Origin of the sequence: Paenibacillus glucanolyticus, from assembly GCF_037333485.1 — a bacterium.
Taxonomy (GTDB): domain Bacteria; phylum Bacillota; class Bacilli; order Paenibacillales; family Paenibacillaceae; genus Paenibacillus_AQ; species Paenibacillus_AQ glucanolyticus.
This window is the reverse complement of record NZ_CP147845.1, coordinates 653,541-669,062: the sequence shown is the minus strand read 5'-3', so window position 1 is coordinate 669,062 and position 15,522 is coordinate 653,541. Positions and strand designations below refer to the sequence as shown.

General features: G+C 41.5%; 17 protein-coding genes. 1 reads left to right on the top strand and 16 read right to left on the bottom strand.

Going from position 1 to position 15,522, the window contains the following annotated elements:
* Positions 1-162 precede the first annotated feature (162 nt).
* The 7 genes from WDY75_RS03115 to WDY75_RS03085 all read right to left on the bottom strand — a co-directional run bounded on the left by WDY75_RS03115 (position 163) and on the right by WDY75_RS03085 (position 6,723).
* Complete coding sequence (locus WDY75_RS03115; RefSeq protein ID WP_006212979.1) at positions 163-1,026, bottom strand: phosphatidylinositol-specific phospholipase C/glycerophosphodiester phosphodiesterase family protein; 864 nt, start codon at positions 1,024-1,026, stop codon at positions 163-165.
* Between the two features lie 130 nt (positions 1,027-1,156).
* Positions 1,157-1,762 carry a trans-aconitate 2-methyltransferase gene (locus WDY75_RS03110; RefSeq protein ID WP_063477874.1) on the bottom strand — a complete coding sequence of 202 codons (606 nt, stop codon included), beginning with the start codon at positions 1,760-1,762 and terminating at the stop codon, positions 1,157-1,159.
* Between the two features lie 466 nt (positions 1,763-2,228).
* Positions 2,229-3,629 (bottom strand): undecaprenyl-phosphate glucose phosphotransferase, encoded by a 1,401-nt coding sequence (locus WDY75_RS03105; protein WP_063477875.1) that lies wholly within the window; start codon positions 3,627-3,629, stop codon positions 2,229-2,231.
* Positions 3,626-4,537: a glycosyltransferase family 2 protein gene (locus tag WDY75_RS03100; protein WP_063477876.1), complete on the bottom strand. Its 912-nt coding sequence runs from the start codon at positions 4,535-4,537 to the stop codon at positions 3,626-3,628. Before WDY75_RS03100 ends, WDY75_RS03105 begins: the two co-directional genes overlap by 4 nt.
* 260 nt (positions 4,538-4,797) lie before the next feature.
* Positions 4,798-5,145 carry a YolD-like family protein gene (locus WDY75_RS03095; protein WP_082834257.1) on the bottom strand — a complete coding sequence of 116 codons (348 nt, stop codon included), beginning with the start codon at positions 5,143-5,145 and terminating at the stop codon, positions 4,798-4,800.
* Entirely contained in the window at positions 5,146-5,526 is a 381-nt protein-coding gene (locus WDY75_RS03090) for a hypothetical protein (protein ID WP_063477877.1), read from the bottom strand.
* A 126-nt stretch (positions 5,527-5,652) separates the two neighbouring features.
* Positions 5,653-6,723, bottom strand: a complete 1,071-nt coding sequence (locus WDY75_RS03085; RefSeq protein WP_063477878.1) for a fibronectin type III domain-containing protein — start codon at positions 6,721-6,723, stop codon at positions 5,653-5,655.
* Positions 6,724-7,000: 277 nt separating this feature from the next.
* On the opposite strand from WDY75_RS03085, the gene WDY75_RS03080 reads away from it, so the two are divergent.
* Positions 7,001-7,849 carry an ATP-dependent DNA ligase gene (locus WDY75_RS03080; protein WP_063477879.1) on the top strand — a complete coding sequence of 283 codons (849 nt, stop codon included), beginning with the start codon at positions 7,001-7,003 and terminating at the stop codon, positions 7,847-7,849.
* Between the two features lie 110 nt (positions 7,850-7,959).
* Here WDY75_RS03080 and WDY75_RS03075 read toward each other — a convergent pair whose 3' ends face one another.
* The 9 genes from WDY75_RS03075 to WDY75_RS03035 all read right to left on the bottom strand — a co-directional run bounded on the left by WDY75_RS03075 (position 7,960) and on the right by WDY75_RS03035 (position 15,521).
* Complete coding sequence (locus tag WDY75_RS03075; protein WP_063477880.1) at positions 7,960-8,283, bottom strand: hypothetical protein; 324 nt, start codon at positions 8,281-8,283, stop codon at positions 7,960-7,962.
* A 5-nt stretch (positions 8,284-8,288) separates the two neighbouring features.
* Complete coding sequence (locus WDY75_RS03070; RefSeq protein WP_063477881.1) at positions 8,289-10,160, bottom strand: DEAD/DEAH box helicase; 1,872 nt, start codon at positions 10,158-10,160, stop codon at positions 8,289-8,291.
* Positions 10,161-10,827: 667 nt separating this feature from the next.
* Positions 10,828-11,559, bottom strand: coding sequence for a hypothetical protein (locus tag WDY75_RS03065; protein ID WP_063477883.1), 732 nt, complete (start codon positions 11,557-11,559; stop codon positions 10,828-10,830).
* A gap of 830 nt (positions 11,560-12,389) precedes the next feature.
* Positions 12,390-12,608 (bottom strand): hypothetical protein, encoded by a 219-nt coding sequence (locus WDY75_RS03060; RefSeq protein ID WP_063477884.1) that lies wholly within the window; start codon positions 12,606-12,608, stop codon positions 12,390-12,392.
* 81 nt (positions 12,609-12,689) lie between these two features.
* The gene (locus WDY75_RS03055; RefSeq protein WP_063477885.1) at positions 12,690-13,418 is read right to left on the bottom strand and encodes an N-acetylmuramoyl-L-alanine amidase; all 729 of its coding nucleotides are present in this window, start codon (positions 13,416-13,418) and stop codon (positions 12,690-12,692) included.
* Positions 13,415-13,681: a phage holin family protein gene (locus WDY75_RS03050; protein WP_063477886.1), complete on the bottom strand. Its 267-nt coding sequence runs from the start codon at positions 13,679-13,681 to the stop codon at positions 13,415-13,417. The genes WDY75_RS03055 and WDY75_RS03050 overlap by 4 nt, the downstream gene beginning before the upstream one ends.
* A 20-nt stretch (positions 13,682-13,701) precedes the next feature.
* Positions 13,702-13,950, bottom strand: coding sequence for a hemolysin XhlA family protein (locus tag WDY75_RS03045; protein ID WP_063477887.1), 249 nt, complete (start codon positions 13,948-13,950; stop codon positions 13,702-13,704).
* Positions 13,951-14,030: 80 nt separating this feature from the next.
* Positions 14,031-14,357 carry a hypothetical protein gene (locus WDY75_RS03040; RefSeq protein ID WP_063477888.1) on the bottom strand — a complete coding sequence of 109 codons (327 nt, stop codon included), beginning with the start codon at positions 14,355-14,357 and terminating at the stop codon, positions 14,031-14,033.
* A 6-nt stretch (positions 14,358-14,363) separates the two neighbouring features.
* Positions 14,364-15,521 (bottom strand): hypothetical protein, encoded by a 1,158-nt coding sequence (locus WDY75_RS03035; protein ID WP_063477889.1) that lies wholly within the window; start codon positions 15,519-15,521, stop codon positions 14,364-14,366.
* Position 15,522: the final 1 nt, after the last annotated feature.

Genomic DNA, 15,522 nt, shown 5'->3' with positions numbered 1-15,522 from the left:
AAAAATCTATCATTTTATATCATTAGACCTAAATCATAATAGTCTTTAAGTTCTAATAACATTACCACTTCCAGTAAATAACACAAGCCAATTACTGGTATAAATAAAAAAATATGTCCTTTTATAGACATATTTTTTCAAATTCTGATATATGGTTATTGGCTAATACAAGTATCTCAAGCTGTTCTGCTCTATTTCCGGCTCGGTCAGCAAATCTGAGTATACACCATAAACACCCCATTTTTCATAATTGTTAACGGTATTGGTGTCGTTGATCGTATGCACATAAGTTACGGCCCCGGCTGCCTTCAGCTTTGCCACAAAATTCGGGCTGACTTTATACTCTGGCATGGTTACGGCGTCGATCTTGTTCTCCTGAACAAAGGCCGTGATCTCGGCAGGCGAATCCTGCGTGGCATAAAGCGTATAGATAATGGATTCAAAAGGATAGATCTCGTGGACCATATCAAGCATCGGTTCATTATAAATTTGGATAACGACTCGATCCAATAGTTCCGGGTCTCGCTGCTCGGCAGCATTCACGATCTCTGTCAGCAGGTGCTCAATATCCTTATCCTCCTGCTCCTTCGTATCCGTCACAATGTACATATCCGAATAGTGCTGCATCATGTCCATAATGGCCTCTATATCCATCGGTTGATATTGCTCCAGTATCGGCGTATTGATAAATTCCTCATGGGTTAGGCGGGCAGCTTGCTTATGATCCGGAAGTTTATCCTGCTGACCGAGCTGTTGGGTCATGCTCTCCGTCCACTCATGACGCGCAACAACTTTACGATCCTCAGTCAGCATCAAGTCAATCTCGAAGACACGAGTGCCCTTCTCGTAATTGGCAAGCATCGCTTCATAAGCATTGGTATACGGCTGCTCGCCGATACTTCCCATGGCATGCGCAATCAAGCGATAGGCCGTGAATCCCTGCGGTTCTTCTTCGTTCTCATGATAAGTGAGTAACAGAATACTGATGGCGGAAATTAAAATAAGGACAGCAATGATCCGTTTCATGGTATGCCCACCTTTTGCATAGTTGTTGCTAGTTAACTACCCTTTTGAATGGTTGGCAAAACAAAAAAAGCGCCATTCGGCGGCTGCCAAATGACGGAATGTTCTTTATGGATGCGGTAGTTATAGTACGCTAGCCCTTAGCCTTCAAAAGATGAATATACCATTTCAATCCTGCATTGTGATTAAACACACTCACTTTATCCAAGACGTCAAACCATCCGCAGCTTTCGATCTCTTCGATTTTATGTTCTACCATCGTATAATCCGGATCCTGGGTGTTCTTATGAGAATAAAGCGAAGATATGATGACCCCGTCCGGGGTTAGATAACGGGCATATTCAAGCAGCTTGCTTGGTGTGTTGGGCACGTATTGCAACGATTCGTTAAATACAATGACATCATAGCGTTTGTGTGGAACATAATGATTAATGTCTGCACAATGGAAAATGTGCCTCGAAGTTTTGCTGGATGCGATTTTGACAGCCTCTTCGGATAAATCCACGCCGGTGTAATTAGACTTTTCGCCCTCCAGGAGCATATCGTACAATATTCCGGCCCCGCATCCCATATCCAGGATTCCCTCTTCCGCAATATACTTTCTTATATAACCATACACGACCGAGTATCTGGCATATTCCGTGATGTCCGATAAATAATCCCACATGCGGGATCGGTACTCCTCGTCCCATTGCTGCTGGTTGCTTTCGATGAAATCCTGAACCTTCGCATTTTCCATTGGGATTCCCTCCTAGTATTGGATCTTTAGCTTCCACTTGCTAATACAATGACTGGATTGAAAACACGACAAATCGAAAAAATTTAGCGAACTCAAGAAAATCCTCTTCAGGCACGCGGTATAATAATGGCTGCTGCATGAGGTGCGGAGTCAGCGCTTGGAAGACGTTGGGTCATAGGCTGCACGGGCCCCCTACGAAGAAACATATTCTCAGTGCGGTACCGCAGCAAGCCAACATTTCATTATAATAGTATTAAAGTTATATATTGTAAATATATCCGAGTAACTATTATCTGATGGGTGTGTTGCATTTCCAGCTTTTAAAAAATGAACCCATCGTCCTCTGGTATGTCATATTTTCACATGAAGCGACAGTATTCGATATCTTTTCCTGTATCCGCTTCGTGGGACACAAGTAAAAAAACGCCATTTGGCCCATGCCAAATGACGTCTTCATTGATTACAATCAGTATGCGTTCTTGAACCCGTTGCGGATCGTGCGCAGAATGATTTTGATATCAAACAGGATTGACCAATTCTCGATATAGAAAATATCGTGTTTGATCCGCTCCTCAATCGAGGTGTCACCGCGCAAACCGTTGCTCTGTGCCCACCCTGTGATGCCAGGGCGTACGTGGTGTTTCACCATGTACTTCGGAATCTCCTCTTTGAACTGCTCCACATAATAAGGACGCTCCGGCCTAGGACCCACCACGCTCATATGTCCGAACAGGACATTGAAGAACTGCGGCAGTTCATCCAGACTGGTCTTCCGGAGAAACGAGCCGAACTTGGTTCGGCGGGGGTCATTCTCCACAGTCCAGCCCGTATCCGTTGCCCCTTCCGGCAGCGGCTTCATGGAGCGGAATTTATACATATAGAAGTTCCTGCGGTTTAGCCCGACCCGCTCCTGCTTGAAAATGACCGGTCCCTGGGAGGTCAACCGGATTCCGAGGTAAATCCCGATCATTACCGGCAGGGTCAGGATAATCGCCACTAAGGAGAATACGATATCAAACGCACGCTTAAACAGTCTGTTTGCCGCAAGATCCAGCGGAATATCGCGTACGTTGATCATCGGCATACCCGCAAAGTTATCAAATAACGGCCTTGCCGGGAGGTAATCAAAAAAGTCGGGAATGATGAGCGTACGCACACCGGCTTTTTCACAAGCAGCAATGATTTCAGGATACAAGTGGTGTGCATTTAGCGGAAGGGCCAGCACGACTTCGTCCACAAGTTTCTCGTTTAACACCTTATGTAGATCGCTGACTGAACCCAGAATGGGTTTGAGGCGTCTGGCTTCGATCTCATCCCACTGCTGGTAATCATCCAGGAAACCGATGACTTCATAACCAAGCTCCGGGTATTGCTTTAGATTTTTGAAGAAGCGTTTGCCCAGCGTACCTGCACCCACGATGAGCACAAATTGGCGATTGTAGCCTTTTTCCCGAAAATGCTTGAGGGATTTCTTTAGGAAATAACGGTACAAGATGATAAAAGCGACGTTAAAGATCATGTAAATGGCGAGATATCCCCGTGAAATATTAATCTCTTTCACATAGAACATGAAGCTCAACAAAATAAACATCCCAATAAAATGTGTCTGGAATATCTTCATAAACTCATCGGCAAAACGCTTTTTCCGTTTTGGTGAGTACATTGAGAGCATGACACCGACTGCGACTGCTATCAAGCCATAAATAATACTCCATATGGCGTATATTTCAATTGGGAGCGGGTTATGAAATAAAAGCCATCCACTCTCGAATTTAATCCACCATGCAAGTAAGAATGCTAGTTGGATAAAAGCAAAATCAGTGATCATATATAATTTAGTCAGGAAACCCTGATTTTTACGGATCATGATTTCACCTCTACTCCACCTGAAGCTTGCGTTATGGTCGCTGGACGAACAGGCTTGAGCCGGTTCGTAAGCAGGGACAGGAGCAATTTTAAACCAACGCCCGCATACACGGCTCCATTAACGAATATGTTGTATTTCTGCCGGTAATGCTTCCTATGAAAAAGAATCATCGCACGATGGAACTCATAAATGATCTTAAACGGCCTGCGCCGGGCGCTACCGCCTTTATGATGGATAATCGTCGTCCGGGGATAATAGTGAATTCCCCAGCCTGCCTGTTTGATTCGATAGCACCAGTCAATGTCTTCCCCGTACATGAAAAACGTTTCGTCCAGTCCGCCCACCTGCTCGATCGTCTCGCGGCGCACCAGCATGAATGCCCCCACCAAGCAATCCACCGGGTACTCTACGTCCGGGTTCAAATATCCCAGCTGATACTGGTTAAACTCCGGTTTGTTCGGGAACAGCTTGCTGAGCCCAAAAGCATAATAAAAGGACGCCGAAGGCGTTGGGAACCCTCTTTTACAGGCCTTATCCAGCGAACCGTCCGGGAGGACGATTTTGCAGCCGGAAGCACCGATGATCGGATTATAGTCCATAAAAGCTACCATCGTCTGGATCGTATCCTGCTGGATAATCGTGTCGGAATTAAGCAGCAGCATATAGCGACCTTCCGCCACTTCCATCCCCTGATTGTTGGCTTTGGCAAAGCCGGTATTCTCCGTGTTCTCGATCAGCTTGACCTGCGGGAATAACTCTCGGATGGTCTGAACGGACTCGTCCTTCGAGTTGTTATCTATGAGGATGATTTCGTATGTAAATTCGGTCTCCGATGCGTATACCGATCGCAAACAATCCACCGTCAGCTGACAGGTGTTGTAGTTCACGATTAAAATGCTTAAATCCATTGCATAACGTCTCCTGACAAATATAGTAATCTATCGACATTATAACACATGTGTAACCGTAGATAATCGTATAACATCGTTTCTATATGTATTTCGGTGCTTTTCTCATCCGATTTATGTTATATCAATCGCCTATCGTCGTCTACCATCGCAGAGATTGTGATTTTTCGTGTGATTTTTTTCCTTCATTAAATACCTAGATTAATCCTAGCACACTTTCGAAAAAATAAAAGGAGCCGTTGAGATCAGCGGCTCCTTTTTCAGCTTACATGTCTAGCAGATACAATTTCATCGATCTTAATCCATTGCCACTCACCTTCAGGCATAGACAATTTAATCTCTCGTCTGAAGGTGTGGATCAGTACGACAATCCCTGTTAACTCCGTGTCTTCATACTCATCAAACAGTCTCACGTTAACGGTACGGTGCTCATGAAAAGACCCGGCCAGCGCTTGTTCGATTAACTCCATCTCCTGCGGATCCAGCGTTGGCCGATCCTTTCTACCCTCCTCCAGCTGTCGGCGTATGATTATTTCTTTATGCTCCGGCAGCATCATCCGACTTGATTCCCATAACTCGTTACCTTCAAGCTTTTTACGTGTTGTCAATTAAAACTCCCTCCCCTTGTCCACAATATCCAATGCCAAATAAGTGTAAGACCTCTGTTCAATCTCGGATTCAACCAGCCCCCAAAGCATGGACAATTTGTGGTGATAGCCTCTACATAAAAATTCAACTTCCACGCCAAGACGGGTCTTTCGTTCCTCGTACACTTTCAATCCTCGCTGACGCATGTCTCGACGTACCTGTGACAAGTCAGCTAGTACCGCTTTCTGCAACCGTTCAATTATAGTGTTTGTTATCACCGGCATCTTTAAGGCTGCCGCGGACAGGATACCTCGATCTTTTTCTAACACATCGAGCAAGAGAGGTAACAAGATATAATCCTTCACTAGTTTTGATTCATCTGGCTTCAATCCAACACCCAATAGCTCTCACCTCGAATAACAGGAACGTTTGTTTGTATTATATGCGAACATTCGTTCTTTCATCAATGTGAATTTACACCAAATAAAATAACAGCTCCTGCCGAAGCAGAAGCTGTTTCAATCCAATTAATTATATGCATTAATTTCAAAAAACAAGATATTATTGAAAATGACGTAATCGATACGGTTCTTGAATGGTCCGATATTATTTTTGTGTTTATTGATTGCATATTTGGATGGACCGTTGCCAGCATCCTTTTTATCATACCAGTCAATGAAGGTTTTTACCTCTGACATAGATAGATCATATTCCTTTTCCAATCCATTTACCATGGTTACAACTAAGAGAGCTCTTTCACCTGAAGGTTCCTCAGGTGTGGTGGGTTCCTCGGTTCCTGGATTTTCTGTACCTGGTTCTTCAGGTTTTTTGGGAGTTGCAACAGCTTCATTTGATATGATGGTCTCAACACCATTAACAATAGATTTTACCTGAAAATAGTACGTTGTTCCGTTTATTAAATTTGGAATCACATAATTAGAGTAAACATCTTTGGTCACTGTTAAATTACTTGTGTACTTTCCTGATTCTGTTCCATACTCAATCTTGTATTCGTCTGCATTCGTTACGGAGTTCCAGTCTAATCTAACGGACGAATCCATACCTTTAGCAACAAGAGTAATTTTTTCGTTTACTCCAATAGTTACCTCATTTACTGCTACCCAAGAATTAGCTGCCGTAATTTCAAGTTTTATGCCATCATAAACTCCCTGGTCAACCAGTATAGGGTTTAAGATATTTGGACTTTCGAATGAAGCACTCGCAACTGTTGGAGGGCTTATAGCTATCCATTTTCCATTCACTAATCCATAGACAGTATATGTTTGACCAGATGCAGGTCTGACATTAGTAGCAACTTGAATAAAATTCAATTCTACAGGCTGGGGGAAGGTGAGCTCTAAATGTCCTTTCGTACTTCCAGAGTTCCAATATGTCCCTAGAGCTTTATCAATAGCTTTATCCGCAGAGTACGCTTGCCCATAATTTGCATTCGCAGATGCCTTTGTACCATCAGGTGGGGAAAATCCAAGCATACCGTCAATTGTTTTGCCTACTGTGGCTGCTTCTGTCATCGCAGGAAATAATACAGTACTTAGAAGAAAGATAGAAAGAATAATACCCGTTACCTTTTTTAACATTGATAAACCCCTCTCAAATCACTTTATACAGTTCAAAATATATGAAGTTATCACTTATGTCTAAACATATGTTTGAAAATATATCAAAAATATCAATATAATCTCATTTTTATTTTTATTTGGATATTAAAATACAAAGTTCTACATTTTCAGCTGACAGATTTTTAATTCTGTTCTACCTTCAATTTGAATTAAAAAGCGGGCGAATTTTTTTGCACATAATTTACCACCTCATTTAACTGTACAAAGATAATATAATCGAAATAGAGGTGTTTTTATGTTTATTGATCCGATGTTACTCGCAACAGCGCCAGCTCCGTTCTCAGATTCGCACTATTTATTCGAACCAAAGATTGACGGGCACAGACTCCTGTTCTCCCAACAGTCAGGCCGGATCCGGCTTTATACACGTCATGAGACGGAATGTAACCAACAATACCCCGAATTATTGGTTCCGTTTGATGATGACATTCTCCTGGATGGTGAGGTAGCATGCACAGGGCCAGAGGGTGTAGACTTTGAGGAAGTCATGACTCGTTTCAAGGCTAAGAAGGATCACCGCATCAAGGAACTGACCCGGACGTCACCCGTAACATATGTGGTGTTCGATATCCTACAGTATAAAGGTGAGGACCTGCGGAAGATGCCGCTGATGCAGCGAAAAGAGATTCTTGCCGGTATAAATATGCAAAATCAGCAATTCGGCGTCATACCCTTCGTGGAAGACGCGGGCGAAGCGTTGTTTAATCAGATGGTGAATCGAAAACTTGAAGGGATGGTCGGCAAACGAAAGAATAGTCTTTATGTAAGTAGCCGATCACCAGCCTGGCAGAAGGTTATCAATTGGTCATATACAGACGTGATTATAACCGGTTATCGCAAGGACGAGTTCGGATTACTTGCCGCTGTCCTTGATGAGTCTGGTCGGCTCCGTCCCGCTGGAATTATAGAGTATGCAACACAGGCAACAAGGAAAGAGTTTTATTCGAAGAGTCAATTCCTTGTAACAGGTGAGGATAAAAAATTCGTTTATTTGAATCCGACTACCCGAGGGCGAGTTAAATTTAGAAACTGGTTCAAATCGGGAATGTTGCGGACGCCGGTATTAACTGAGCTCATAGGATGATATGAAATAAAAAAAATAACCCTGCATGCAATTAAGCTGCAGGGTTATTTCTACCGATGCCATCGGATTACAACACGGTGTTTCCGTTGAATATATTTTGTACATGATGCTTATTTACTCGTCAAGATACCATTATCAGCATACAACTTACTTCTAAGCTTTTTAGCTTCACTGTATCGATCAAATAATACTTCTTGGTATTCATGATCATCAGCTATTAAACGTAGCAACCTATCATTTTCATCGAAATAATAGTTAAACAATACCTTGGTGTCATCATCTAGTAAGCAGCAACACTCAACAGTTAGACCTTCCAGTCCCTTGTGAAACTTAACATACTCATAGTTAGGAAGTTTAGCATTAGCGATCAATTCAGAGGGCATTATTATATGCCCCTCTTCTAAATTGTACAGTGAGTGTATTCCACTCTTCATATTCACTACTCCTTTTTCAATTCGGAATCCAGTATCTTCTGTATAAGAATAAACACATCTTCTGCATGTTGTTTTGCAGCGTCGTACTCCTCTGGTTTCCACGTATTTCGGTCATGATTTCCTACAAGATCATTTACTCTCTTCTCAATGTATGCAGCTATTAAACCAGTATTACTTTGCACTCTTTTGAGGAGCCAACTATATTTCCCTGTGAATAACTTCGAGTTGCTCAGTTCATTTCCTTCATTAGAGATATTATATTGCAAAATTATTTCAGGGACCATTTCTTTTTTTATCCTGTCATCCAAATCTCTTTTCTTCCGGTACAAGAATTTATCTGGTCGAAGAATCTTAGCACTTGGTTCTCCTTCTTCTTCTCGGCGGATCATTTGTCTTAGAGTTTCATCCGGTAAGTTAGGTAGTAACTCTTTTAATTGATTTAACTTTTGATGTTCTTCATTAATACGTCTCTCTCGTTCTTCTAGTAGTTCTGTTCCAATAAAAATATCCTTCTCAGTAATTCCTATTCCATCTTCAATCACGTCTCCAGTTTGCTTTTCAACCCTAGCTTTGGTTAAACGTTCAAAAGATTCTTCACTGCGATCTAGGTACTTAATGACGTCACTTTTCTTTTTTTCATTTTTGTAGAACTCCCACAACTTATCTAATCCCAATTCTTTATGATGTACCACACAAGCAATATTATCCTCGGGAGAAACAACTTCTTCAGCATCAATTGATCTTAGCACCCTTCCAACAAATTGTTCGTATGGAAGTTGTGATCTAAATGGTCTAAATATAGCCGCTATCGATAAGTATTTATGGTCATAACCTTCTCCGAGTTTTGCTACATGAATTACAACCTGAACCTTATGATTTTCGATTGATTTTAATCTTACTGCTAATTCATCTTTTTTTAACTTACTATGTACTAGGGAAACGTCTAAACCCTGCTGCTCATATAGCTCTTGTATTTGCTCGGCATGCCAAATACTGCAAGCAACGGCAATTATCTTATGCGGTATACCAGTTTTTCTTTTTTCTTCGAGAATCTTAATACTCTCCTCTACAACCTTGATACTACACTCCTTTGAATAGGCGATAGATTTTGTCACCCAATCCTCATCCTTTAAATTCATATCTCGAATTTGTTCAAGGGAATAAACAGTATCATCCTTTTTATTGAGTGTTAGGAAAATTTGATCGGGTATATAGTGAATTCTCTCTAAACTCTTCACAAACCCTTTTGCCATTGCTTTACTTAGTGGATATTTGTAAACAAATTCACCCTCTATTTTTTCACCATCTGTCCTAAATGGGGTACCTGTTAACTTAATGACTTTAGCATCTGAAAAGAATTCCATTGAAGTTTCCCACGTTGGAGCAGTGGAGTGATGAGCTTCGTCAATAATTATTACATCAAAAAAATTAGAAGGAACTCTATTTATAAGTGAGCTATCCAATCTCTCTTGTAACTTTTGAATATTAAGTATAACTATGTTGGCTTCTTGTAACTCCCAATCGCTTGTCTTACGATCATATTCAATTACAGAAGGCAAATCTTCATACTTCTCAAAGATATTTCTTGCAAGCCAAAAATTCCTAGGATGTTCAGGGTCGAGGGAATCTAAAACTGCATCTTTTATAACAAGTTGAGGGGTCACAATTAAAACGCGCCCAAATGAAATACCAAATGGAAGAATCCCCATTAATCCTGTTTTTCCAACTCCTGTTGGAAGAACAATAATTGAGTGCTCTTTCTTTTTATCGTTTACAAAATGTTTATACACTGCACGATAAGCATCAACCTGTGGTTCTCGTAAACTTTGATTAGAATCAATATTGGGCATCGACTCGATAAAGTAATTTAAATTCATTGTTTACTCCCTTTGTCGTATATTTTAGTATTATAATTCGACAAATAGGTCTAAATACCTTCCTCTTGCGGGGATTATTATCATTTAAGGGAAAAGTCACCACTAAAATTACCAGGGCCCTCCTGAACAATCGTGCAGAATACATTTTTGGGATTTTTATAATGAGGTAGTTACGTTGTCACGTTGTTACATAGTTGTTTTGGTCAACTTATGCGGAATTTTCTTGAGTTTTGGGTATAAGAAACTATGAGGTAAAATACGTGTAAACATGCCTAGGAAGGATCAAGAAGATGGAACAGATTCGGTTCACTACGTTTAACGCACATGGAGAATTTTATTTTTATGTTGCAGAGGATTTACTACAAGAATATTTGGATATGTCCGACATGGCAATCAGTATGGAGTTCTTCAAGAATTTCTACACTCCACAACAATCACGAGCGCTATACGATTGGCTAAAGGGGCGTAATAAAGATAAAAAATACCCAACCAGTACTTAACTGGTAGGGTCTTTTACTCTTAAAGTAAATTTGTGGTGCAAATTGGCCTCTTCCATATTAACTACCCATTACCAAATGAAAACAATCAGTCTTACTAGCCAGTGAGAGAAACTAGTAAGACTGATCTTATTGCTATAACCATTATTTAAAGTTTTTAATTCTGTAGGCTATATTTTGGTCCAGTTATTTGAACCGCCATTATGATGATTCCAACTATATTTCCAATAACCATGTTTGCCATTACTATCCTTAACCCATATATGATATGTGCTTGATAAGCCCCCTACTGTGCCCGTCGAAGCAACAGTCCAGGTAGCTCTGCCAATGGCATAGCCAGTTCCATCAAGGTATTTCTCGGAAGATTGCGGAGTGACCCAAAAAGCAGGATTATTATTTTTATGGCCCATAACTACATCGTTTGCAGATGTTGCTTTAGTTCCATTATGAGTATAATAGAGCTCCACAGTTAACGTTGTGGTTTCGATTCCGAATACAGAGATGCCTCTCGATTTTGTAACCATAGCAGATGTTGCTGCAAATGTGGAATTTCCAGGGGATGAAGTGGTTTTCTCTTCAAGAGATAATTTTACTGGAACCTCGAGATTGGTCTCATCCCAATTAATTTCAGTAGATTCTGTTTCATTCAATAAAATTTGAGAATAATCATCTGACTGAAGGAATTCCAAAAAAGCATTTTGTTCCTCTGTAGTCAAAGCCTTGAATTGCTGTAATGTTGTCTGAACATCTTCTTCCCCAGCATTGATTTTATCAGAAAGATAGCTGATATAACTTTCCGGAGTAATTTTGGTATTTTGATCTGCACTTACTGTTTCTTGAGCAACAAAGACTGAGCCTAGTGCAAGCATAACTCCTAAAAATAATGCTAACATTCTTTTCATAATATAACCTCCGAGTTGAAATAATTTCTCACCTATGTAATGGTTATATTAAAATATTAGCATATTTGTTATTAAATGTAATTGGAAATTATTTCGCAAATAAATAGATTAATATTAAAAGAAGCATTATCCCTAAAATAAATAGAAATGTCTTATTCATAACTTTACCCCCGTCTTTTTTTCAGAACGCTACTTTGATAGAACATTGTTATTGACATTATATTTCATGGAAAACAGTATTTAAAGCAACACAAACTGGTAATTTTTTTGTGCAATTGTTAATAAGCCCAGAACGTAAAAAAGAACCCCACCAGCCTAAGCCAGCGGGGTTTTAAAAAAAGGGACCAAATTTGTCCCCAACTCATATTGCATCGTTCTAACATTAACATATTCAAAATTATTCATTTGTGTTATCCTTTAAGCCCATCTTCAGGTGATTCTAACACTTACGAGCAAGTTTATTCCCTTAACGATAAAAAGAGCTCAGCGGCTAAGGTGCCAACTGAGCTCTTTTTGCGCAGATTGCTCCATAACGTGGTCGGTAATGGGCTGAATCAGTATAACTGATTCGAATTATACTATAAATACTAATCCTCAGACTCAATTACCTGCAGCTGCTTCTCCAATTCCACGATCCTGGCGGTATTACTACCCAGGGACGGACCACATTTATATCCTCGATCTGTTTGTATTATGATTATGTCATATCGCCATTTGCCTATCATTACTATAGAATGATATATAAAATCAAAATATCAACAGGAGGATTTTAAGTCCATGGATGAAATTGAGACGATAGCATCCAATCTAAAAGATTTGTTGGGATGATGTCACAAGATTCCCTTTGCATTGAGATACGAAATTAATCTATAATAATCCAAGCCTCCACCGTATGGGGATTCATGCATGCCATTTTCTCGAGCTGTTTTTAAAGCAGCTTCTGCCCATTCCGGCGGCTTACACATAACGATGGATTGCATTATTTTCAATTGGAATTTTAACTCGATAATTTGACTTTCCATCTTGTTTAATCTTTCATCGTAATTCATCTTCATCCACTCCAATATCACCCCTGCTGGAGCATTTCAAGCAGGGGTGTTTTTTTGTTAAATTCAAAATATCTACGAAGACTATTTTTTGTCGAGTGTGGCTGTCTTGGTTTTGTTGTCGAAACCAATTTTTGCACCAAGCGCATCACCAACAGCCCGGAGAGGTACATAGGTTACACCGTTCACTAGCTTTCCGTCCTTGATCCGTTTCCCGTTCACTGTAACATTCACCTTATCATTCGCGACAACTGCATCTTTCTTCTTTTTAAGGCCCAAATACTTCGCAATCCCTGAGACATGCCCGACGATCAATGCGTCAATAACTTCCTGCCGCTTAAGCTTGGCCACATCAGTTGTCACATCAATAAACAAGTTTTCAGATAGGACTGCCGGCATCTTAGATTCACGGCACATGTGCAGGTTCGCCGCTTTCTGGCCACGATCGATTACACCAAACGGTTTCAATGCTCCCATAATCTCGGTATGCAGCACGTTCTGCAATGACCGAGAAGCTGCTAAAGCATTGGTGTACCTGAAAGACTCGAACCCGCCAGCGCCGCCCCCAGCGTTGCAATGGATGGACACCAAGATGTCAGCCCCGGCTTTATTAGCTGCATCGGTCCGCTCTTTGAGCTCTAGGAATACATCCGTTGACCGGGAAAGAAACACCTTCACACCCTCGTAATCACGTTCAAGCCTCTCCTTGACTCCGAGGGATACGGTTAGAACAATATCCTTTTCCCGCAAACCATTCCCGACTGCTCCCGGATCCTTGCCGCCATGACCTGCGTCTATCCATACCTTCTTCATGACTTGATCCCTTCCTTCGTTTGCTTAACCGCCTGATGACCCAACACAGCAAAGGCTCCGGCCAGGATGCCTTGAATTAAAGCTTCAACCGACCATCCAAGCAAACCGATCGTCAACCAGACAGCAACGATCAGAACAATGTAGACGATGCTCCAATCCGGAACCTTTGGAGTTTTCTTCAATATGCCACCAATAACCCAACATGTAGCCACTACGATAAGCAACCGCGGATCTATCAATTCAAAAATCATGTTCCATTCCATATACATTCATCCTCTCAATTTTATTTAAGTCCACCAGCAATAATAAAAGCTGCTATTGCCAAAACAAAAGCCCCGGCAAATGTACGCCAGAGCCATTTTTGACCGTCTTCAATTTTATCTAGCCTGTCATGTGCCGTTTCTGCTTCGTGTAATGCTTTGATTGCTGTCTCGTTAGCATTAATCGCCCTGTCCAACTTCTCATCCATGTTATCCACCTTGGTTTCCACTCTGGTGATCCGCTGAAGCATTTCTGTTTGTACTCTGTCCACCCTTCTTCCCCCTGTCTCTGTCAATTAAAAGGCTCCTGGACCACCCAGGGGCACTTCACAGATTGTTATATTCTTCTTCCTTACACCCCTTGCGAAATGAAAATTCCTCCTGCATACCTGAAGGTGTATACGCCCCCCATCTTGAGACTGTTAACAGAAAAACCTGTAAGTGCAGAAGTCTGTAGAGGAATCTCACCAAAACTAAAGTGATATAGCTTGGGATCCGCCTTAGAATTCGAGACCAAAGGGCGAATTACAATGCATGTACCTTCATACAATTTTATTGGATCGTAATAATCCAATTCATAGCGCGTTAGAGTTGCTTGCCAGCTTGCTCTTGAAAACAAAGTAGTAGTGGTCAGATCCCTTAGAGTAGGTAACATGGGTGGTAGTACAAATTCAGCCATAGCAACTTAGACCTCCTCAATGATTGCGTAAACTCTTGCCGTAATTTGTGAATTACTAAACGCAACAATACGTATGCTGTCATTCTCCGGTACCGGACCTGATGTAGTGGCTACTACCGTAAAAGTTGGTAAAGAATAATGGTTCGGAGGGTAGACTACATTTCCGTCTACTACATTCAAGGTTCCGCTGCCGGTGTATGTCGGGTAACGAATTTGAATCTGAAAACCACTCTGTCTTTGCCCATTCGATATGATCTCATAGTGAATCCCGATCCGAAACATTTTTCCGTAGGGCCGGACAAGAGTATGGGTAAAAGGCAGAGCCAGCACTTCTGTCATATCAATGGAGGGCTGAATTTGTACCGTATTCTTGGCGGATAAGCCTCCATAAGGGTTACCTTCCAACCTAAAGCCATAACCAACCGTGTATCTGAAGACATATGTCCCCCCTTTTTTAAGCTGGTCCATCAGCATCTCACTACCATCGGTATTGAGCAGCGGGAAATTCTGGGTAACCGTCGGGGATACGGGGAGAATGATGCCAGGAGGTTGCGAACCCTCTTCTAGAATTCTTAATACTATCCCTTCACCATCGATGAATTTCAACATAGGGTCAGGAGGGGTGATAGTGATATAGCCACTGGATGTCCCCCTAACCTCAATATAGGCAGGCTGTTTAATGTAGTCTGGCGCAGAAAGAGCATTGTAATCACTCAGATCCAGAATACGTTCAAATGGCTGCCAAAACGCGTTTGAATCTCGTTTCACACGTTTGTACTGCTTATTGTTTGTTGTATTGGTTGAGTCTGTACCGGTATACATTTCCGTATATATCTGATAACCGCCTGTTCCAACTCGGATAGTCTTTACAAAACCAAATCCCTCGGTTGATCCTGTCGCAGTCCTCCATGCTGCCCCTTGCCCTCCTGTTCCGGCACCAACATAAAAAACCGTAACTCCTTCAGGATAATCACTAATGGGAGCTTCGGGGCCTTTATAGTTATTTTCGAGTCTGTTCATGGCCGGTACTGCTCGATCAGAGACTTCCTTAAGTGCCTCTCCACCAGCCTCTATAGCATTCTGCAAATCAATAATTTCCTGTCCTATTCCATTCATGTCTGTAGGCTTTACCTCGTCGTCAGGCCCCCAGTCTGTTCTTGCCATG